Source organism: Massilia sp. IC2-278, assembly GCF_020708045.1.
Lineage (GTDB): Bacteria > Pseudomonadota > Gammaproteobacteria > Burkholderiales > Burkholderiaceae_D > Telluria.
This window is the reverse complement of record NZ_JAJFES010000008.1, coordinates 159671-180067: the sequence shown is the minus strand read 5'-3', so window position 1 is coordinate 180067 and position 20397 is coordinate 159671. Positions and strand designations below refer to the sequence as shown.

Genomic DNA, 20397 nt, shown 5'->3' with positions numbered 1-20397 from the left:
CTTGCTGTCCTGGCGCGCGCGTACCGATAGCGTCGAAGCGGCCGGCCTGGTGGCCGCCGGGCCGGCCCTGCACGCCTTGCTGGGCGCCCTGCGCGAGCGCGGCGCCGATGGCCTGCATGGCTTGACCTTGACGGCCACGCGCGGCCTGCTGGTACTGCTCGGCCCGGCCGCCAGCCTGCCCTGGATCGACGGCGTGGCCTATTGCGCGCCGGCCGAGGGCGTGCCGGGACTCTGGCTGCCGACCCGCCTGGCGCCCGATGCGCCGGCCGAACTGCTGCACGCGGCCCTGCAGCGCCGTAGCGGCCACGCCACCCTGCTCCTGTGGCCCGACCCCGGCATGGTGCTCGGACTGGACGGCGCCCAGCCGCTGCAGCCCGCGCTGCTCGACTGGCTGGAACGGGAGACCGCATGAGCGCCCGCCCGCCCCTGGCAGCGCCGCCATCCTCGCTGCCACCTCTGCTTCAACCCTGGTCCGCCTGGCTCGTCCTGTTTCCCGACGACCTGGCGGCCACGCTCGGCCAGCTGCTGCTGCGCCTGCAGCCCCTGGTCGGCCCGCTGCGCCGCCACGCCGCGCGCATGGCGGTCGATCCGGCCGGCGTGGGCGATATCGTCCTGCGCGGCAGCTACGACCGCCTCCTGATGAGCGAGTGGGCGCTGGCCGACAGCGTCCCCGACGAATTCCTGCGCCGCGCCGCGAATGGCGAACTGCTGTTCACGGGGCCGGAACCGGCCAACAGCGACACCTCGCTGCGCAGCGTGGCGCTGTTCGACGCCGGCCCGGCCCAGCTCGGCGAAGCGCGCCTGGCGCACTTGGCCCTGTTCATCCTGCTGGCAAGGCGCGCCCAAGTGGCCGGCGCCGACTTCCGCTGGGGCATCCTGCAGGTGCCGGGCGTGCTGCACGATCTGCAAGGGGTGCACGGCGTGCGCAAGCTGCTCGACGCGCGCACCTATGCCGCCCTCGACGATGCCGGCCTCGCGGAATGGGAAGCCGTGCTCGGCAAGGATGCGCTCGACTGCTGGCTGGTCGGCGACCCGCTCGCGCCCTGCCCGGCCCAGGCGCATTCACGCGTGCTGGTGCGCCGCTCCTGGTTCGATCACCAGCTCGATGTCGAAGTGGTGCAGCGCCGCCGCACCAGCAGCGTGGCCCTGCCCCTGCCCTCGCCGGAAGACAGCGTGCGCCTGCTGCGCCGGCCTTTCGACAAGCCGAAGGCGGGGGTAAATGTCCTGACGCGCGAGGCGCATTCGCTCAAGCGGGCGCCGATGTTCGGCAACGTGCGCGACTGGTTGGCCGTCGGCACGGTGGATGGCGGCGTGATTGTCTACCGCATTCCCGACTCGCCGCGCGCCGGCGCCGGACGGCCGCGCAAGCAGGGAAAGTTGCGCCATGCCGACGCGATTGTCGCCGCCGGCATGTACCACAAGTCCTTCGGCACGGTGGCCTTGCGCGACGGCGAGCTGCATTTCTCGAACTTTCCCGGCCCGGTCTTTTGCAAACTCACGCTGCCGCTGCCCGACCCGGACTTGTTCCAAGCCGTGCCGGGTGCGCTGCGCTGGGCGCAGGCGTTTTTCTGGATGACCCGTGGTCCTGGCGGCTCCGTCGAGGAAGTGCTGGTGCTCGACAAGGCCGGGCGTCTCGTGTGCTGGAACTGCAGCGCCGTACCGGGCCGCCCGCCGTCGAATTCCGGGTTCCGCCTGGTGTCGCGCGACGTGATCGGCGCCATCCAGCATGCGGACCGGGTCCTGTTCGCGGTGTCGGAGAAAGGGCGCACCGACGTGTATGAGGTCAGCAAGGGCAAGCCGGTGCGCGAACACCTGTATCCGATCATGCACCCGGGCCGGCGCATCCTGTTCGGCGAACCGCGGGATTGGCGCGGCGGGCGCGGCATGTATGCGCTGCACCTGGCGGGTCGCCCCGACTGGCTGGTGGGCGACGCGGGCGGCGCGCAGCACATCGCGGTGGACGAACGCGACATGGTCCTCGGCTGCGCGCGCAACCCGCAGACGAAGCGTCCGGCACTGGTGGTGCTGCATGCCGGCCGCCTGCGCATCTCGCTGCTCGACAAGGGCGGCAGGCAGCAACTGGTCGACAGCGCCGAGCCGATCGCCCAGGCCAGTTTCGACCCGGCCCATGGCCGCCTGGCCTGGCTCGGCCAGAAAAGCAGCGCCTTGAACGTGCGCGCCATCGATCCCGGCGAAGCGCTGCTGCGCGTCGCGCCGAACGGAGGCGCCCATGCAGGCTGAGGTCCGGCGTCCCCTGCTGCGCGGCAGCCAGCCCGTGCGCGCACTCTGGTTCGATCACACCCTGTACGGCGAAGACGAGGCGCGCCGGCGCCTGCTCGGCGCCTGGGAAACCGGCGCCCAGGCGTATCTGCTGGATGGCGGCTACCTGCTGGTGTGGAAGCGCGCGCGGCGCATGCGGTGCGAAAGCGCGCCCGGCCTGCCCTTGTGCGACCAGGACGGCGTGCTCGCCAGCGCCCCCTTGACCACGCCCGAACGCGCCGGCATCGCCTCCGGGGCGGCCGTGCTGGTCTTCGGCGCCAGCCTGCACGCGCATGCGCTGGACGCGCAGGCACGCATCGACCCATCGTCCTGGCTCGACGTGTCCGGCATCCCGGTGTGCAGCGCACTGGCCATGCCGCGGGAAGCGCAGGCCGGATTCACCGCCGCCGTGCCCGCAGCGGCGCTTGATGTGCGCACCCTGCTCGGCAGCGCGGTGCCGCCACCGAGCGCCAGCCGCGCGGAATTTTTGCGCCATGCGGCGCGTGCGCGCGACGGCGGGCCTTCGCTGGTCACGACAGCCGCCGCGGCGGCCATGCTGGCGGGCGGCGTGGCGGCCGGACTGGCAGGCGGGCTTGCCGGGCTGGTGGGCCTGCTGCGCCTGGCCCTGCCCTCGTCCGCAGGCACCGGCGGCGCGGCGCGCGGCGCCACACGCAGCGCCACACCGGGCACACCCGCCTCCTCGCCGCTGGCCGACTGGCTGGCCGCACGCTTCGGCAAGCTGGCGGCCATGACGCGCCTGGCCCACCTGCTCGGCTGGCGCCAGGCGAATTATTTACGCAAGATGCTGCGCCAGTTCGACGAAGGCAATCTCGGCGAAGCCCTGCGCCATGCGATCCCGCTCGACAGCAAGCATGACGCCACCCGCCAGGCGTTCGGCCGTCCGGGCCGGCGCGACAATCTCGATATCGGCGCTGGCGCCAGCGCGGCCGCCATTGGCCTCGACGAGGGTTCGATCGACCTGCTGCGCACCACCTACCAGCGCAGTTTCGAGATGCTCGACCGCACCGGCCGCATCGACGAAGCCGTGTTCGTGCTGGCCGAGCTGCTGAACCGGCACCAGGAAGCGGTCGACTACCTGGAGCGCAAGGAGCGTGTCGCCCAGGCGGCGCAGCTGGCCGAGACACTGGGCCTGGCGCCGGCGCTCGCCGTGCGCCTGCATGCCAAGGCGGGCAACCTGGCGCGCGCCGTGCTGCTGGCGCGCCTGTCCGGCTGCTTTGCCGAGGCCGTGGCCGAACTCGAGCGGCGCAGCGACGCGGGCGCCGCCTCCCTGCGCCTGGAGTGGGCGCAGGACCTGGCGGCGCGCGGCTACCTGGCCGAAGCCGCGTCGGCCGTCTGGCCGCTGGCCGAGGAGCGCATGCGCGCGCTGGACTGGCTGCGCGCGGCCGAAGCGGCAGGCGGCGCGCTTGGCGTACAGGGCCTGCTGCACATGCTGGCGCTCGACCAGGACGCACTGCGCAGCCGCCAGGCGCCTGTTGGCGCCTTGTTGACGGCGCGGGGAGCGGACGCCGACCTGGCGCGCCTGCGCGCCTGCGAATGCCTGCTGCGGCTCGATGGCCACAACAATGCCACGCGCCGCGTCGCCGCCGAACTCTGGCGCATGCTGGCGGTGCAAGCGGCCGCCGCGCGCCCTCCGCTGCCCGGCGATACCCTCGACAAGCTGCTGAAGATCGCGTCCGACCCGGTGCTGGCCGACGATGCGCCGCGCCGCAAGTCCGGCAACCCGCCGGCATCCGTGCCGCTGGCCGCGCGCAGCGCAACCCTGCACGTGACCTTTGCCGAGACCGGCCTGCATGCGTTGCACGACGTGCGCGCCCTGCCTGACGGCGGCCACCTGCTGGCCCTGGGCGAAGGCGGCGTGATGCTGGCGCGCGAAGGGAACCGTGCGCCGCTGCGCTTCCCGGTTCCGGCCGCGCACCTCGTGGTGTCGCACAACGGACGGCGCGCGCTGGCCCTGGCGCGGCGCGAAAAGGCGGTACGCGTCAGCCGGCTCGACCTGGTCAGCGGCAAGGTCGAGGACTGGTTCAGCGCCAACCTGCAGTTCTGGGCCGGCGAATTCGATGGCGCCACCTGGAGCGTGGTGGCGGACAACCGCCTGATGGTGCTCGATGCGACGGCGCCGGGACAATCGGTGTTGTGGCAGGTCGGCGATTTGCCGGGGAAGGTCACCGCTTTCGAGCGCCAGGGCGAGCACGAGGCCCTGCTGATGCGCATCGATGACGCTGTCGAGCAGTGGCGCTACGCCCTGCCGGCACGGCGCCTGCTGGCAAGGGAGCGCGCGGCCTTGTCCGACACGGTACTCACCGTCCTGCCCGATTGCGAAGACGACGATCCTTTCATTCTCGAGATGGCCGAACCCGACCGCGACCACGCGCTGCCAAGGCTGCGCGTATGGGGTCCCCAGGCGAATCATGTCATCGCAGCGTGGCCGCACCCGCACTTTCCGCAGGCGAGCCTGCACGACGGGCTGCTGATGCTCCGCTTCGACGCCGAGGATGGCTGGCACTGCCGGCTCACGAAGATCAACGGCAGCATCTGCGCCGAGATCGTGCTGCCCGATGCCCAGGAAGCGCATGCGACAGTACGCGGCGGCCACTTGCTGGCCTGGGACCGGCGCGGCCGCCTGGTCGACGTCGCGCTCGACACGGCGGCCGTCAGGACGCTGACCTTCGGCTGACCGTGCCGGCCCCATGCCTGTGCAGCCGGAACGGAACGCATCGTCCAGTTAGTTTTCCAAGTCGCGCCGCCGTCTGCGTCACCTGTGTCGTGTCCGCCGTCCACGCGGTCAACGCACGCCGGAGCAGATGCGCGGCTGAGCGAAGGGTGGTTGAACGCGTGGGCGGCGCAACAGCCGCGTGGCCGCAAGCCGCCGGGTAGAGCTGACCACCCTACGCATCAACGCCTGTCGGCAGCAATGCCGCGCACTTGACGCAGGGTGGCACGGCTGCTCGCCAGTTCGCCGGAGTGGCCGCAGGCGTTCACCCAATGACCGTCTTCGCCGGCGTAGACGAACAGCAGATAGGGTTTGCCGGCGTCGCGCTCATCCAGGCCGAAGCGCGCCGATGTGTTGGGTTCGACGATGTCGAGCAAGCCGCCCTTCACTTCGGCCGGCGTCTTCCCGTACAGGACTTCATCGACCTTCAAACGCACGCGGGTGGCGGTGTAGCCTTCTGGGTCCTCGGCCAGGTCCTGCACACGCGTAAACGTCTGCGGCTGCGCGATCACGACGAAGCGCGCCTCGCGCATTTCCTGGACCAGCGGCAAGTTCGGATGGCCGCCCTCGCACAGCGCCCAGGCCTTGCCACTGAATGGGAACAGCAGGGCCATCCAGAGGAAGCGTGCGCCTGCCATCTTCGTAACTGTCAGACCCCGGCCAGCGCCAGGATACGGTCGAAGGCGTCGCAGGCGCCCGCGCAGGCGTCGGCGACTTCCTCTTGGGTGCGCACTTCGGCGCGCAGCGCCAGCATGAAGGCGCGCCAGCGCGGGCCGGGGCCTTCTTCGCCGGAACCGCGCAGGTAGCGCAGCGGGTGCGGCGCGAGCTGATCGGCCAGGCGTTTGTACAGCACGGCGCCGCCCAGCTGCGAGCCTTCGACGACATACGCCACGCCCCAGCGGTAAGCGGCGCTGGCGTCGGCTGGCCAGGCAGCCGACGGTGCGAAGTCGGGCGCTTTGAGTCCGGCCAGCGACGGCTCGGCCAGGTCGGCTTCGATCAGGGACAGATGCGGCACTGCCGGCAAGCCGCCCGCTCCTTGCGGGCCGTCGTGGAAACCGGCCAGCCACGCCTGCATCGGCGCCAGCCAGGCGCGCAGCAGTTGCAGGTGATAAGCATAGTCGGCCAGGGTGGCGTCGGGTTTCGACAGGGGCAAGCCACTGTCGAGGCGTTCGTGGCGGTCGTTTGTCCCTTGCCGCAGCGCGGCCAGGACGTCGGACTCGCGTGCGGGGTCGTGAGGTCGGTTCATGGCCCCATCTTACCAGCCATGCCGGATTGAAGCGTGGATCAGTCCGCGATCGGCTCCGGATACTCGACGCTGAGGATTTCCAGTTCCTCCACGCCCTGCGGCGTTTGCAGTGTGACGATATCGCCCTCGCGCGCCTTGGTCAGCGCACGCGCCACCGGCGACACCCAGCTGATGCGCCCGCGCAGCGGATCGAGCTCGTCGACGCCGACGATGGTCACCGTATGCTCTTCGCCCGCTGTATTCGAATAGGAAACAGTCGCGCCAAAAAACACTTGATCGTTTCCATAATGGACACTCGGATCGACCACGAAGGCCGAGTCCATGCGCTTGGTGAGGAAGCGGATGCGGCGGTCGATTTCGCGCAGGCGGCGCTTGCCGTAGATGTAGTCGCCGTTTTCCGAGCGGTCGCCGTTCGAGGCGGCCCAGTGCACCACGCGCACCACTTCCGGCCGGTCGACGTCGATCAGCTGCAGCAGCTCGTCCTTGATGGCCTTGTAGCCGGCGGGCGTGATGTAGTTCTTGGCGCCAGGCGGAATCGCCTGCGCCAGCGCGACGGCGTCGTCATCGTCGTCGTTGTCGCTCTCTTTTACGAATGCCTTATTCATAAGCTTATTATAAGGATATGGGGCCGGAAGCGCCGCCGGATTGCTTTATCATCGCAGGATGAAGCCGACGCCATCCGCCCGCCACCCGCTGCTCGCACCGCTGCTGACGCTTGCGGCGCTGCTGCTCGTGCTGGAAGAATGGCTGTGGCGCGTCGGCAGCCGCTTCGCCAGCGGCGTCGCCGGCTGGCCGCCGCTGGCCTGGATGGAAAACATGGTGCGGCGCCTGCCTCCTTATCCTGCCCTGCTGGTGTTCGCGCTGCCGGGCCTGCTGCTGTTGCCGGTCAAGCTGCTGGCCCTGCTGGCGATCGCCCATGGCCACCCGATGTGGGGCGTGGCCACCTTCGTCGCGGCCAAGCTGGGCGGCGCGGTGGTGGTGGCGCGCCTGTACGTGCTCACGCTGCCTTCCTTGCTGGCGCTGGTCTGGTTTGCGCGGTGGCACAATCGCTTCATCATGTTCAAAGATCACGTCATCGCCCGCCTGCGCGCCAGCCCGACGTACGTGCAACTGCGGCGCGGCGTCTCCGCCCTGCGCAGCAGCCTGCGCCGCAACCTGCGTCGTTTGAAGCGCCAGCTGCGTCCGTCGGTGCCCTTCGGCAGCCGCCACGCCACGCGCAGCGCCCGCGCCTTGCGCCGCTTCGTGTCGCTGTGGCGCCGGCGCCGCCAATCCACCGAATCCGACCGCCCATGAACACAGCCGAGCCGACCCTGGCCGCCCCGATGCAGGCGGCCGCTTCCGAAATGTTCCTGATCGACGCCACCAGCCTGGCCCTGGTCGACGTGAACGGCGCCGCGCGCCAGAACCTGGGCTACGACAACGCCAGCCTGCACGGCGCCAACGTCAGCCTGGTCGCGCCCGAACTCGACGGCACCGCCCTGCACGGGCTGCTGGCCGGCCTGGGCGACGAGATCGGCGAGCAGCGCTGCCTGCGCACGCGCTTGCGCCGCGCCGACGGCAGCCTGTACCCGGCCAAGCTGACTTTCCTGCGCATCCAGCGCGACAGCCGCGACCTGCTGCTGGCAATGGGCGACGACCTCTCGCCCGAGCAGGCCGCCGCCACCGCCCTGGCCCAGTCGCAGGCGCGCTACAACGCCATCGTCGACCACACGCCGGGCCTGGTCTACCAGTTCGTGCTCGGCGCCGACGGCCGCCACGAGTATCCCTACCTGAGCGAAGGCTGCGCCGCCCTGCTCGGCGTGCAGCCGGCGGCGCTGCAGGCCGATCCCGATCTGTTCCTGCGCCTGGTCCTGCCGGAAGACCGCAAGGGTTACCTGGAAACGATGGCGGTTTCCAAGATCAGCCTGTCGGGCTGGAACTGGGAAGGCCGCATCTGGATCGAGGCCTGGAAGGACGTCAAGTGGATCAACCTGCGCGCCACCCCGCACCCGGCGGCGCACGGGGCGGTGCAGTGGGACGGCATCATGACCAACATCACCGAGAGCAAGAACGAGCAGCTCGACGTGCTGCGTTCGCGCGCGCGCCTGGCCGAGCTGACCGAGCACAGCGAGCAGGTGAAGGAACAGGAACGCGCGCGCATCGCCCGCGAAATCCACGACGACCTGGGCGGCAACCTCACCGCCATCAAGATGGCGCTGTCGATGCTGAGCGCGCGCCTGCCGCAAGACCCGCAGCTGCAGGAAAAGGCGGCCTACCTCGACAGCCTGGTCGACCGCAGCATCGAGGCGGTGCACCGCATCTCGCTCGATCTGCGGCCGTCCACGCTCGACCTGGGCATCGTCGCCGCCCTCGAGTGGCAGGCGCGCGAGTTCGAGAAGACGACCGGCGTCGCCTGCATCTTCCGCAGCGCCGAGCGCGACATCGAGCTCGACCCCGACCACGCGGCGGCCCTGTTCCGCATCTTCCAGGAAGCACTGACGAACGTCGCCAAGCACGCCGGCGCCACCCGGGTGACGGTGACGCTGCGGCGCCAGCGCCAGCACCTGACGCTCGTCATTGCCGACAACGGACGCGGCATGCTGCCCGCCGACCGCCTCAAGCCGCAGTCCTTTGGCCTGCGCGGCATGAGCGAGCGGGCGCGGGCGCTGGGCGGCACCCTGAGCTTGTCGGCGGCGCCGGGAGGTGGCACGATGGTGACCATCAAGATCAGGCTGACACTGGCGCCGCCCCGAGATGTAAACGAAAGCAACACGCAACAATGACCGAAAAAGCAACTATCCGTGTTTTCATCGCCGACGACCATGCTATCGTGCGCGAAGGCCTGAAGCAGATCCTGGCCGAGCAGCGCGACATCGTCGTGGCCGGCGAAGCCGAGAACGGACTCGACGCCGTCAAGCTGTTCCGCCGCGCGAAGCCGCACGTGATGCTGCTCGACATCTCCCTGCCCGACCGCAACGGCATCGAGGTGCTGAAGCAGATCAAGGACGACAAACCGGAACTGGCGGTGCTGATGCTGTCGATGCACCGCGAAGACCAGTATGCGATCCGCGCGCTGAAGGCGGGCGCAGCGGGCTACCTCACCAAGCAGAGCGCGCCGCGCGAGTTGGTGCAGGCGATTCGCCAGGTGGCCGGCGGCCAGAAATACGTCAGCGCGGCCCTGGCCCAGGCGCTGGCGAACAGCGTCGGCAGCGACCATGAGGCACCGGTCCACGACAGCCTGTCGGACCGCGAATTCCAGACCCTGACCATGATTGCCTCGGGCAAGACGGTGAGCGAGATCGCGCGCGAACTGTCGCTGTCGGTGAAGACGATCAGCGAATACCGCGCGCGCCTGTTATCGAAAATGAACCTGAAAACCAGTGCCGAACTGACGACCTACGCGATCCGGAACCAGCTTGTGGAATAAAGGAAACATTAGCGTCAAGTAAGAGGTCTTTTGCCCTCTATTTGCGTAATGACGTAAGGAAAAACTGCTTATCATTACGCCAAACTTAAAAATACTTGCGCTGTAACATGTCCAATCCGTCCAACCCGCCTGTCCAGAGTCCTGTCGAGATCGCCCGCGAGGCTTTCCGCCGCCTCGCCACCCGCCGCATCGCCCCCACGCCCGACGCCTACGCCGAGATCTACAACGAGATCGCCGGGCTGCCGAAACCGGCTGCTGTCACAACTCAAACTGCAACCCAGGCGCCGATCCAGGCGCCGCGCCAGCCTATCCCGCTGACCGGCCCCGCGCCCGAGGAAGTGCTGGCCGAGTTCGCCACCCAGATCACCGATACGCCGGGTGAACTGGCCGAATACGGCCGCCGCCTGAACCGCGCCGTGAAGGGGCGCGACTGGGAAGCTTATGCGCGCGCCCTGTCGCAGCTGGTCGAAAAGCACCTGCGGCGCGGCATTCCGCCCGGCGTCACCTATGGCATGGAAAGCCGCGACACTATCCTGCTGCGCGAATTGCTGAGCCGCACGCTCGCCTTTGCCCTGGCCTCGCTGCTGCCGGCCAAGTCGGCGCTGGCGGTCGAGGCCGAATCGCTCGGCGCGGCCGTCAAGATCGCGCACAGCGAAGCGGCGCTGCAGGAAATCGCGGCGCGCCTGAAGGAACTCTGTTTCCAGATCGAACTGCACAGCGGCGATTCGGGCGAGCAGCAGGAACTGCTGCTGCGCCTGTTCAAGCTGCTGCTGGAAAACGTCAGCGAACTGCTGGACGACGACAGCTGGATGCGCGGCCAGATCGCCGCCGTGCAGGACCTGATCGCCGGCCCGATCGACGCCCGCGCGCTGGAAGACGCCACGCGCAGCCTGAAGGACGTGATCTACAAGCAGGGCCAGCTGAAACACGGCCTGTCGGACGTGAAGTCGACCGTCAAGAACATGATGATGACCTTCATCGACCGCCTCGGCTCGGTGGCCGCCTCGACCGGCGACTTCAGCGACAAGCTGGGTGGATTTTCCGAACGGATCCGCCATGCCGGCGACATCGGCGAGCTGAACGAGGTGCTGGACGAAGTGCTGCGCGAAACCCGCAATGCCCAGGCCGAGGCCCTGGCCTCGCGCGACCGCATGCTGGCCGCACACCAGGAAGTGCAGGAAGCCGAAGGCCGCATCAAGGAACTCGAAGCCAAGCTCCAGCACCTGAGCGAGCTGGTGCGCGAAGACCAGCTCACCGGCACCCTGAACCGGCGGGGCCTGGACGACGTGTTCGAGCGCGAAAGCGCCCGCGCCGACCGCCGCGGCTCGCCGCTGTGCGTGGCCCTGCTCGACCTCGACAACTTCAAGAAGCTGAACGACACCTACGGCCACCTGGCCGGCGACAACGCCCTGCGCCACCTGGCCAAGGTGGTGAAAGGCACGCTGCGCTCGATCGACGTGATCGCCCGTTTCGGCGGCGAGGAATTCATGATCCTGATGACCGAGACCACGGTGGAATCGGCGGTGCAGACCATGGTGCGCCTGCAGCGCGAGCTGACCAAGCACTTCTTCCTGCACGATAACGAGAAGCTGCTGATCACCTTCTCGGCCGGCGTGGCCCTGCGCCTGCCGAACGAAGACCAAGCGACGCTGCTGGCGCGGGTGGACAAGGCGATGTACCAGGCCAAGCAGAGCGGGAAGAACCGGGTTGTCGTCGCGGAATAAGCGCCGCAGTGATCGAAGTGGCGTAGGGTGGGCACCCCGTGCCCACGCGGAACGATGCGCAGTGTTGACGCATGCAAGATCGAAACCGATGCGCTAACGAGACGCCTCTGAAGCGCAGTCGAAACGCCTCTTTTCGGGTCCAAACAACGCCAGCATGACGCGGCCATCCGCGTGGGCACTTCGGTTATAAGGCCCCCGGCCTTATAACCCCCACCCTACGGTCGGCGCCATCGCTCACAGATCACGCCTCGAACTCTTTAAATAAAAATGCCCGCTTCAAGCGGGCATTCTTATTCATGCAGCAGCAGACATTACCAGGACGACAGCGCCGCCAGCTGCTGGGTCATATAGCTGCTCATGCTCTGCATATTGGTCATCATCGTATCGAGCGAGGTGAACTGGGCGCGGTAGCGCTTTTCGGTCTGGGCCAGCTGCAGCTCCATTCGCTCCTGGCTCTTGCTCATGCTCTCGATCGATGCATTCAGGCCGTCGGTGCGGTTCTTGAACACGCCCTTCGATCCCAGCATGTCTTCTGTCACCTTGGTCAGGCGCGTGGCCACGCCGTCGGTGGCCGAGAACAGGTTCGAGACACCGGCGAAATTGGTTTCCAGCGCACTCTTCAGCTTCTCCGGCTTTTCCAGCTTCAGGGTGCCGTCGCGCTGGAAGGAAATGCCGATGTCGGACAGTCCCTGCAGGCCGCCGCCCCCGCCCACGGCCTTGCCGAGCTCGGCACGGATGCCGGTCATGATCGAGCGCGCGCCGGCGTCGCCGTTCAGCACGGCCGCGGTCTTGGTGGTGGCGTTGTAGGCGGTCTGCTTGTTCACCGCCGTCGCCAGGGTGTTGTAGGCATCGACGAAAGCCGTGATCTTGCTCGTCACCGACGCTGTGTCCTTGGCCAGGTCGATCTTCACCGGGCTGCCGACGTTGGTCTGGTTCAGGTTCAGGGTCACGCCCTTGATCGCATCGGTGACCGTGTTCGAGGCTTTCGACACGGCGATGCCGTCGATCGTCAGCTCGGCGTTCTGCGCCGTCTGCGACTTGGTCATGCCGCCGCCGCTCGTGGCGAACTGCGCCAGGCTGCCGCTGGCGGCGATGCTGACCGTGTTGTCCTTGCCGGTTTCATTGCCGGTAATGACCAGGCGGTCCGAGGTGCCGTCGTTCAGGATGGTGGCGGTAACGCCGGCGTTGGCCTTGTTGATGGCGCTCGACAGGCCGGAGAGCGTGGTGTCGGTCAGCGTCAGCTTGGTGGTCTTGCCGCCGATGCTGATCTCCATCGAACTGTCGGCGGCGCTGAAGGTGGTGCCGGGGGCGACACCGCTTGACACCAGCTTGTCGCTCTGCGCCAGCTTGCTCACTTCGATGGAGTAATTGCCGGCCGATGCACTGCTGGCCTTGGACACCGAGACGCCGACCGTCTCGGCCTTGCTGGACGTTGCCGTCAGCGCCGACAGCGCGTCGCTCGACACGTTCTTGACCGCGGTCTGGAAGGTCGAGACCGCGCTTTTCAAGGTGCCGAACGCCGACAGCTTGGAATTGAAGCTGGACTGCTTCGATTGAAGCAGCGTCAGCGGCTGCCGTTCGACCGACATCAGGGAAGAAACCAGATCGTCGACCGGGAGCCCGGACAGCATGCCTGCACCGCTGATAGCCGCCATGTGTTTTTCCTTTCAAGTCTCGTGCATGCCGCGCCGGCTTACGCCTTGTCGCGCAACATCGCACCCTGCATCTGTTCCATCGAGCGCCAGAGTTTCAATGCCTCGACCGACGGGATCTGGCGCAGCACCTTGTCGGTCTGGGTGTCGACCACCTTGACCACGGTGCGGCCGGTGTCTTCGTCGATCGAAAAACGCACGCCCTGGGACGCGGCCTGGGCGACCTTGTTCAGGTCGGCCACCGCGTTGCCCAGTTCCTCGTTCGTCGGTTTTTTTTCCGCTTCGGCCTGCGCCTCGGCGGGAACGCGCCCCGTCGCCGCAGGCTTGGCAGCCGCCTCGGCCTGTGGCCGCGTGGTGGTGCCTGCAACGGCCGATGGGCTTCCAGAGTTTATTGGTTGCAACATCGGAACACCTCTTTACAAACGGCTGTGCGGGGATGAACCCCGCACAGGTAAAACACTCGATTACAGCGCTAGATTAGCCACGCAGCAGCGACATCACGCTGTTCGGCGCCGAGTTGGCCTGGGCCAGCATCGCGGTACCGGCCTGCTGCAGGATCTGCGCGCGGCTCAGTTTGCTGGTTTCCGAAGCGTAGTCGGTGTCGGTGATGCGGCTCTTTGCTGCCGACTGGTTTTCCACCGAGGTAGCCAGGTTGCTGATGGCGTAGCCCATGCGGTTTTGCGCGGTACCCAGCGACGAACGCTCGGTGTTCAGTGCCTTCAGGGCGTCGTCGATGGCGCTGATCGCGGCCGAAGCGGACGATGCGTCGGTGATCGAGATCGAGGCAGCCGACAGGCCGGCGTAGGCGGTGTTGGCGCCGAAGCTCACTTCGATCTTCTGGCCCGAGTCCGCACCCACCTGGATCGACTTGGTGACCGAGCTGGCGGTCAGCAGCGAGGTGCCGTTGAACTTGGTGTCCGAAGCGATACGGCCGATTTCGGTGTTCAGTGCCGAGATTTCGGTGTTGATGTTCGACCATTCGTCGTCGCCGTTGGTGTCGTTCGCACCCTGGACTGCCAGCTCACGCATACGCTGCAGTGCGTCCGAGATGTTCGACAGGGCGCCGTCGGCGGTCTGGATCATCGAGATGCCGTCGTTGGCGTTACGCGATGCCTGCGACATGCCGCGGATCTGCGAATCCATCTTGGTGGCGATCGACATGCCGGCCGCGTCGTCCTTGGCGCTGTTCACGCGCAGGCCCGACGACAGGCGCTGCATCGAAGTCGACAGTTCGTTGTTCGACTTGGTCAGGTTGCGTTGCGCGTTGATCGAAGACAGGTTGGTATTAATGGTCGACATGGTAGTTCTCCAGTGGGCAGTTCAGTTTGGTGCTGCTATCAGGGTTCGGTTGGTTTCTTGCGCCGCGTTTTCCGCTCGCTTGAATTCTTTAACGGACCCCTCTGCAAAACCTTGAGGATTTTTTTCAAAAAAATGTTTGTGAGCAACTTTGCATCCGAAGCGGACCGGCCCACATAGGCATGGCGCCATCACCGCAACAAACACATCAACGGCAGCACCGGAAAAATATTTAGGTGCTGCAACACGAAATCCGCGAAACGCCCGGACCTCGACCTGTGCAGAATATCCTGCGGGCAACAAGAGCAGTGCCCGCATTTGAAGGCGATTTGCCCGCCTATTCCCCGGATGCAAGAAAATCCTCCTCAGCTACACTCGCCGGCATTGTTCAATAGGCCCGGCATGCGTGCGCGGGGCTATCCCATCACCGAGCACCTTCTTCCTGCCCATGACCAGACACCCTACCCCCTCCCAGGCCGACCGCCTGTTCGCCGCCGGCCTGGCCGCCCACCAGGCAGGCCGCCTGGAAGACGCCTTTGCCCAGTACGAGGCGGCCCTGCAAAAGCAGCCGCGCCACTTCGACTCGCTGCACCACGTCGGCATCCTCGGCTACCAGATCGGCAACCACGAGCTGGCGCTGCAGTTCATGGGCGACGCCCTGGCCGTGAATCCGCGCGTGTCGGCCGTCTACAGCAACCTGGGGAATATCTTCAAGGCGATCGGCGACTTCCCCGCCGCCCTGCAGAGCTACGAGCAGGCGCTGGGGCTGGACAAGAAGAATGTCGACGCTTTATATAACCGCGGCAACGTGCTGCAGTCGCTCAAGCGCTACGAGCAAGCCCTGGCCAGCTACGAGCGCGCCCTGCAACTCGTTCCGCGCGACGTCGAAGCCTGGAACAACCGTGCCGTGGTGCTGCAGCACCTGAAGCGCAACGAGGAAGCGCTGGACGCCTGCGAGCGCGCCCTGAAGCTCGACCCGCGCCACCTCGAAGCGCTGGATAACCGCGGCAACATCCTGATGGCGCTGCGGCGCGCCGACGATGCGCTGGCCAGCTACGACCAGGCGATCGCCCTGCAGCCGGCGTACACCAAGGCGCGCATCAACCGCGCCAAGGCCCTGCGCCTGCTGGGCGCGCTCGACGATGCGCTCGACGTCTACGACGCCATGCTGGAAGAAAACCTCGATCCGCTCGACGCGGCCGAGGTCCACCACGGCCGCGGCAACGTGCTGCGCCACATGCGCCGCGCCACCGACGCGCTCGACGCCTACCGCCTTGCGGTCGAGCTGGCGCCGAAGTCGGCCCAGCTGCGCGCCAGCCTGGGCCACATGATGAACGACATCGGCCACCTGGAGTCGGCGCTGCGCTGCTTCGACGTCTCGATCGGCCTCGATGCGGAGCTGCCGGCCAGCCATAACGGCCGCGGCATCGTGCTGCAGCGCCTGCGCCGCCGCGAAGACGCGATGGCCGCTTTCGAGCGCGCGCTCGAGGTCGACCCGGAATTCACCGACGCCCTGCTGAATCGCGGCAACGTGCTGCAGGACCTGGGCCGCGCCGAGGAAGCCTTGATTGTCTACGACGAAGTGCTGGCCCTGAAGGGCGACAGCCCCGCCACCTGGAACAACCGCGGCAACGTCTACGAGGCGCTGCGCCGCTACGAGGATGCCCTGCACTGCTTCGACCGCTCCCTGGCGATCGACCCCGAGTACGCGCCGGCGCACTGGAACCGCGCCCTGCTGAACCTGCAGTACGGCGCCCTGCTCGAAGGCTGGCGCGGCTACGAATGGCGCTGGAACAATGAACTGCTCAGCGTCTACAACGAGCAGCGCCCGTTCGAGCAGGCGCTGTGGCTGGGCCAGGAATCGCTGGAAGGCAAGACCATCCTGCTGTTCGCCGAACAGGGCCTGGGCGACACCCTGCAGTTCTGCCGCTACGTGCCGCTGGTGGCGGCGCTGGGCGCGCGCGTGGTGCTGGAAGTGCAGCGCCCGCTGGTCGGCTTGCTGGACAGCCTGGGCGGCACCGTGCAGATCCTGGCCAAGGGCGATCCGCTGCCGGCATTCGATTTCCAGTGCCCGCTGATGAGCCTGCCGCTTGCCTTCGGCACCGAAGTCGACACCATCCCGGCCCCGCAACGCTACCTGGCGCCGGATGCGGCGCGCCTGGCGGCCTGGCAGGAGCGCCTGGGCCCCAGCACGCGTCCGCGTGTCGGCCTGGTCTGGAGCGGCAACATGCAGCACGCGAACGATCACAACCGCAGCATTCCCTTTGCCCAGCTGGCGCCGCTGCTCGCACTCGACTGCGAGTTCTATTCGCTGCAGAAGGAATACCGCGCCGCCGACATGGCGGCGCTCGACGCCAGCGTGGTGCGGCGCATGGATGCGCACCTGCAGGACTTCGCCGACACCGCGGCCCTGTGTGAACAGATGGACCTGGTGATCGCGGTCGACACCAGCGTCGCCCACCTGGCCGCCGCGCTGGGCCGCCCGACCTGGGTGATGCTGCCGCACGTGGCCGACTGGCGCTGGCTGACCGCGCGCGCGGACAGCCCCTGGTATCCAAGCGTGCGCCTGCTGCGCCAGCCGGAACGCGGCGACTGGGCCGGCGCGATCGCCCAGGCGGCGCAGGCACTGGCGGCGCTGTAAGCTCTCTCCGCTCCGGTGTAACAATTCGTGGCACCGGAGCGGCGACAAAATTTCACAATGCATCCTGCATGAAGCGGCGCATTTCAGCAGTGCTTGCATTGCACTTTCATTCGTATTCTGGCGTAATGGAGTTATCTCAACGGACACGCCAGAACCGGTGAATTGTTAAATATGCAGAGACCGCAGATCCCGGTGGACGAGGCAAAACGGCTGGCGGCCCTCTACGCCACCGAGCTCTACGGCACCGCGCCCGAAGAGGCTTTCGACCGCATCACCCGCCTGACAGCCAAGCTGTTCGACGTTCCTACTGTTTTGATTTCCCTGGTCGGCAGCGATACCCAATGGTTCAAGTCGCGCTGCGGCATGGACGCCCAGTCCGGCCCGCGCGACACCTCGTTCTGCGGCCACGCCATCCTCAGCGACAAGGCCCTGGTGGTGGAAGACGCCACCCTCGACGAACGCTTTGCCGACAACCCGAGCGTGGTCGGTGCACCCCACATCCGCTTTTATGCCGGCGTGCAGCTGTATTCGGTCGAGCGCGCCAAGCTGGGCACGCTGTGCGTGATCGACAGCCGCCCACGCACCATGGGCGAGGACGAGCTGGAGGAACTGTACGAGCTCGGGCGCATGGTCGAGGAACTGATCTACCACCGCCAGCTGGCGCGCGCGGCCCAGGAATTGCACGAGCAATTGCTGCACAACGCGGCCCACGCGCCCGCGTCGATTGCGACCTCGGCCGCGGCCGGGCAAGTGAAATACCTGCTGACCCACGACGCCCTCACCGGCCTGGCCAACCGCCAGGCGCTGCTGCGCAGCATCGGCGACAACATCGCGGCCTGGCAGGCCGAAGGCGCGGGCGCGGTCGTCGCCTGCCTGAACCTGGACCGCTTCAAGCAACTGAACGAAGTGCTCGGCCACGAGGTCGGCGACGCCGCCCTGGTGACGGTCACGCGCGCCCTGCAATCGCACCTGCGCGAAGGCGACATGCTGGCGCGCGCCGGCAACGACGAATTCGTCATGCTGCTGAACGACCCCGACGGCGAGGAACGACTGCTGGCGCGCCTGGGGCAACTCATGGCCGAGGTCAACAGCCACGCCTATGGCGCCAGCGCCGACCTCTCGCTCACCTGCAGCGTCGGCTTCGCCTGCTATCCGCAGGATGGCGAGGAAGGCGACGCCCTGCTCAACAATGCGGTCACCGCCATGCGCCATGCCAAGGCCCAGGGCGGCGGACGCATCGAGCGCTACGACCCGGCGCAGCGGCGCGAGATGGGGCGCCGCCTGACCCTGGAAAGCCACCTGCGGCGCGCCCTTGAGCGCGAGGAGCTGTTCCTGCAGTACCAGCCGAAGATCGCCCTCGGCAGCGGCGAACTGGCCGGCTTCGAGGTGCTGCTGCGCTGGCGCCATCCCGAGCACGGCGTGGTGTCGCCCGAAGAATTCGTGCCGATCGCCGAGGAAACCGGCCTGATCGCGCCGATCGGCGAATGGATCGTCAAGACCGCGGTCGGCCAGCTGGCGGCCTGGCGCGCGGCCGGCGTGCCCGAAGTGCCGGTGGCGGTGAATTTGTCGGCGCGCCAGTTCATGCAGAGCGATATCGTGGCCATCGTCAGCGAACAACTGGCCGCGGCCGACCTGCACCCGGGGATGCTGGAACTGGAACTGACCGAAAGCGTGTCGATGGCCGACCCGGGCCGCAGCATGGTGGTCATGCACAAGCTCAAATCGCTCGGCGTGGCGCTCAGCATCGACGACTTCGGCACCGGCTATTCCAGCTTCAGCTACCTGCGCCGCCTGCCGATCGACAAGCTCAAGATCGACAAGTCGTTCGTGCAGGACGTGGCGCACAGCGCCGACTCGCGCGCCATCGTGCAGGCGATCGCGGCCATGGCGCACCGCCTGAACCTGGGCGTGGTGGCCGAAGGCGTGGAAACCGAGGCCCAGGCCACGGCCCTGCGCGACGCCGGCTGCGACCAGGCCCAGGGCTTCCTGTATGCGCGCCCGCTGGGGCCGGACGATGCGGCGCGCTTCATTGTTGCGCATGCGTCACAGCCGGATTGCCCCACGTTGCCCCGTGCATGCAGGAAGCAGGCGCACTAAACTGGCGCTGTCCTACAGCCGATACAATTTCTCACAACTTCCCCGCGCGTGCGTCTCGGGCACCGACATATCATTGTGCCAACGCCCCTGCTTTCATCAGGGATGGAGATGCACATGATCCAGCGACGCACCGACGAACAGACCGCCCTTACCGCCGAATATGCCCTGTACCTAGTCGATATCCGCGGGGTCGATTTCGCCTTCCAGTATCTCGACAGCTGCAACGTGCCGCGCGCCATCCTGGCACGCGCCCTGCAATCCCCGCTGCACCGCCGCCACCACGAGCGCCGCAAGCAGATGCGCAAGGATTGACACCCGCCGCGCGTCCTCCTGCGACCGCGCAAAAACGCCTCCTTTCTTGTTCGTGCAATAAAACCGCGATATGGCATGCATTTCCAGCTCTCAAGTCCGGTTAGATGCTGCCGTTAAGTGAGTAAACTACCCTCGCTGAAGAATGGCAGGCCGGCCTCGATACCGTCCCGACCAGCTCCAGCACGAACTCTGCGGCAGGCGATCGAAGACGCTTGCGCACAACTGAAGTATTTGGAGGTTCTGATGTTTGGATCGATGCAGCGCGGCGTGAACGCTTACGCAAAAGTAGGCCTGGAGACTTCGGTCATCGCCGCCTCGCCCCATAAACTGATCGTCATGTTGTACGACGGCGCCCTGAGCGCGATCAAGAACGCCGGCAAGCATATGTCGGCGGGCCAGATCGCGGAAAAAGGCGCCGCCATTTCGAAGGCACTCGACATCATCAACAATGGCCTGCGCGCCAGTCTGGACAAGAAGGCCGGCGGCGAAATCGCCGGCAACCTGGACTCGCTGTACGCCTACATGACCGAACGCCTGCTCACCGCTAACTTGCAAAACAAGGCTGAAATGCTGGAAGAAGTGCAAACCCTGTTGACCGACCTGCGCGACGCGTGGACCCAGATCGGCGAAAAGCCGGCCACCCCGAGCGCGCTGGCTTCCCACTACCCTGTCATGGCGAGCGCATGATGATGACCGGCCAGGAAGTGCTGTCCGAATACGCCGCCGTTGCCGACCTCACCGGCCAGATGCTCGCCGCCGCCGAAGCCGGCGACTGGGACCACCTGACCGAGCTCGAGGAGCGCGTCAGCGTCCATGTCGACGTGCTCAAGCGCGGCGAAGCCGCGGTCCAGCTCAATCCGCTGGGCCGCCAGGCAAAAGTCGACTGCATCAAGCGCATCCTGGCCGACGATCGCCGCATCCGCGATCTCACCATGCCGTGGATGGCCCACCTGTCCGCCCTCATCAACAACTCCGGCACCCAGCGCCGCCTCGCCAACGCCTACGGCAGCGTGTAAGGCAGTGCCCAGCTAAG

19 protein-coding genes are annotated in these 20397 nt (G+C 67.2%); 12 read left to right on the top strand and 7 right to left on the bottom strand.

Annotated elements, in window-relative coordinates:
• Position 1: 1 nt before the first annotated feature.
• The 3 genes from LK540_RS16520 to LK540_RS16510 are packed head-to-tail and all read left to right on the top strand — an operon-like array spanning position 2 to position 4954.
• Positions 2-412 carry a hypothetical protein gene (locus tag LK540_RS16520; RefSeq protein WP_229438400.1) on the top strand — a complete coding sequence of 137 codons (411 nt, stop codon included), beginning with the start codon at positions 2-4 and terminating at the stop codon, positions 410-412.
• Positions 409-2241 (top strand): hypothetical protein, encoded by a 1833-nt coding sequence (locus LK540_RS16515; protein WP_229438399.1) that lies wholly within the window; start codon positions 409-411, stop codon positions 2239-2241. Before LK540_RS16520 ends, LK540_RS16515 begins: the two co-directional genes overlap by 4 nt.
• The gene (locus tag LK540_RS16510) at positions 2231-4954 is read left to right on the top strand and encodes a bpX6 domain-containing protein (protein ID WP_229438398.1); all 2724 of its coding nucleotides are present in this window, start codon (positions 2231-2233) and stop codon (positions 4952-4954) included. Before LK540_RS16515 ends, LK540_RS16510 begins: the two co-directional genes overlap by 11 nt.
• Positions 4955-5172: 218 nt before the next feature.
• Here LK540_RS16510 and LK540_RS16505 read toward each other — a convergent pair whose 3' ends face one another.
• From LK540_RS16505 to greB, 3 genes are read right to left on the bottom strand one after another with little or no spacing between them, the layout of a single operon-like run.
• The gene (locus tag LK540_RS16505; protein ID WP_229438397.1) at positions 5173-5628 is read right to left on the bottom strand and encodes a hypothetical protein; all 456 of its coding nucleotides are present in this window, start codon (positions 5626-5628) and stop codon (positions 5173-5175) included.
• A gap of 11 nt (positions 5629-5639) precedes the next feature.
• The gene (locus LK540_RS16500; protein ID WP_229438396.1) at positions 5640-6236 is read right to left on the bottom strand and encodes a biliverdin-producing heme oxygenase; all 597 of its coding nucleotides are present in this window, start codon (positions 6234-6236) and stop codon (positions 5640-5642) included.
• A gap of 38 nt (positions 6237-6274) precedes the next feature.
• Positions 6275-6841, bottom strand: a complete 567-nt coding sequence (gene greB, locus LK540_RS16495) for a transcription elongation factor GreB (RefSeq protein ID WP_229438395.1) — start codon at positions 6839-6841, stop codon at positions 6275-6277.
• Positions 6842-6899: 58 nt separating this feature from the next.
• Between greB and LK540_RS16490 the strand changes: the two genes are divergently transcribed.
• The 4 genes from LK540_RS16490 (at position 6900) to LK540_RS16475 (ending at position 11366) form a co-directional block, all read left to right on the top strand.
• Positions 6900-7529 carry a hypothetical protein gene (locus tag LK540_RS16490; protein ID WP_229438394.1) on the top strand — a complete coding sequence of 210 codons (630 nt, stop codon included), beginning with the start codon at positions 6900-6902 and terminating at the stop codon, positions 7527-7529.
• Positions 7526-8998 (top strand): histidine kinase, encoded by a 1473-nt coding sequence (locus LK540_RS16485; protein WP_229438393.1) that lies wholly within the window; start codon positions 7526-7528, stop codon positions 8996-8998. Before LK540_RS16490 ends, LK540_RS16485 begins: the two co-directional genes overlap by 4 nt.
• A complete protein-coding gene (locus LK540_RS16480; RefSeq protein ID WP_229438392.1) occupies positions 8995-9642 on the top strand; it encodes a response regulator transcription factor in 648 nt (215 codons plus the stop codon). The genes LK540_RS16485 and LK540_RS16480 overlap by 4 nt, the downstream gene beginning before the upstream one ends.
• A gap of 107 nt (positions 9643-9749) precedes the next feature.
• Entirely contained in the window at positions 9750-11366 is a 1617-nt protein-coding gene (locus tag LK540_RS16475) for a GGDEF domain-containing protein (RefSeq protein WP_229438391.1), read from the top strand.
• A 311-nt stretch (positions 11367-11677) separates the two neighbouring features.
• On the opposite strand, the gene fliD is transcribed toward LK540_RS16475, so the two are convergent.
• From fliD to LK540_RS16455, 4 genes are all read right to left on the bottom strand, one after another.
• On the bottom strand, positions 11678-13021 hold the full coding sequence (gene fliD / locus LK540_RS16470; protein ID WP_229438390.1) for a flagellar filament capping protein FliD: 1344 nt from the start codon (positions 13019-13021) through the stop codon (positions 11678-11680).
• 38 nt (positions 13022-13059) lie between these two features.
• Positions 13060-13422: a flagellar protein FlaG gene (locus LK540_RS16465; protein ID WP_229438389.1), complete on the bottom strand. Its 363-nt coding sequence runs from the start codon at positions 13420-13422 to the stop codon at positions 13060-13062.
• Positions 13423-13495: 73 nt separating this feature from the next.
• Positions 13496-14317: a flagellin gene (locus tag LK540_RS16460; protein ID WP_229438388.1), complete on the bottom strand. Its 822-nt coding sequence runs from the start codon at positions 14315-14317 to the stop codon at positions 13496-13498.
• 21 nt (positions 14318-14338) lie between these two features.
• On the bottom strand, positions 14339-14632 hold the full coding sequence (locus LK540_RS16455; RefSeq protein ID WP_229438387.1) for a hypothetical protein: 294 nt from the start codon (positions 14630-14632) through the stop codon (positions 14339-14341).
• Positions 14633-14762: 130 nt separating this feature from the next.
• Between LK540_RS16455 and LK540_RS16450 the strand changes: the two genes are divergently transcribed.
• From LK540_RS16450 to LK540_RS16430, 5 genes are all read left to right on the top strand, one after another.
• On the top strand, positions 14763-16955 hold the full coding sequence (locus LK540_RS16450) for a tetratricopeptide repeat protein (RefSeq protein WP_229438386.1): 2193 nt from the start codon (positions 14763-14765) through the stop codon (positions 16953-16955).
• A 192-nt stretch (positions 16956-17147) separates the two neighbouring features.
• Complete coding sequence (locus LK540_RS16445; RefSeq protein WP_229438385.1) at positions 17148-19052, top strand: sensor domain-containing phosphodiesterase; 1905 nt, start codon at positions 17148-17150, stop codon at positions 19050-19052.
• Between the two features lie 114 nt (positions 19053-19166).
• Positions 19167-19364 carry a hypothetical protein gene (locus LK540_RS16440; protein ID WP_229438384.1) on the top strand — a complete coding sequence of 66 codons (198 nt, stop codon included), beginning with the start codon at positions 19167-19169 and terminating at the stop codon, positions 19362-19364.
• 243 nt (positions 19365-19607) lie between these two features.
• Complete coding sequence (gene fliS, locus LK540_RS16435; protein ID WP_229438383.1) at positions 19608-20051, top strand: flagellar export chaperone FliS; 444 nt, start codon at positions 19608-19610, stop codon at positions 20049-20051.
• A complete protein-coding gene (locus LK540_RS16430) occupies positions 20048-20380 on the top strand; it encodes a flagellar protein FliT (RefSeq protein WP_307729185.1) in 333 nt (110 codons plus the stop codon). The genes fliS and LK540_RS16430 overlap by 4 nt, the downstream gene beginning before the upstream one ends.
• The last annotated feature ends 17 nt before the right edge of the window (positions 20381-20397 follow it).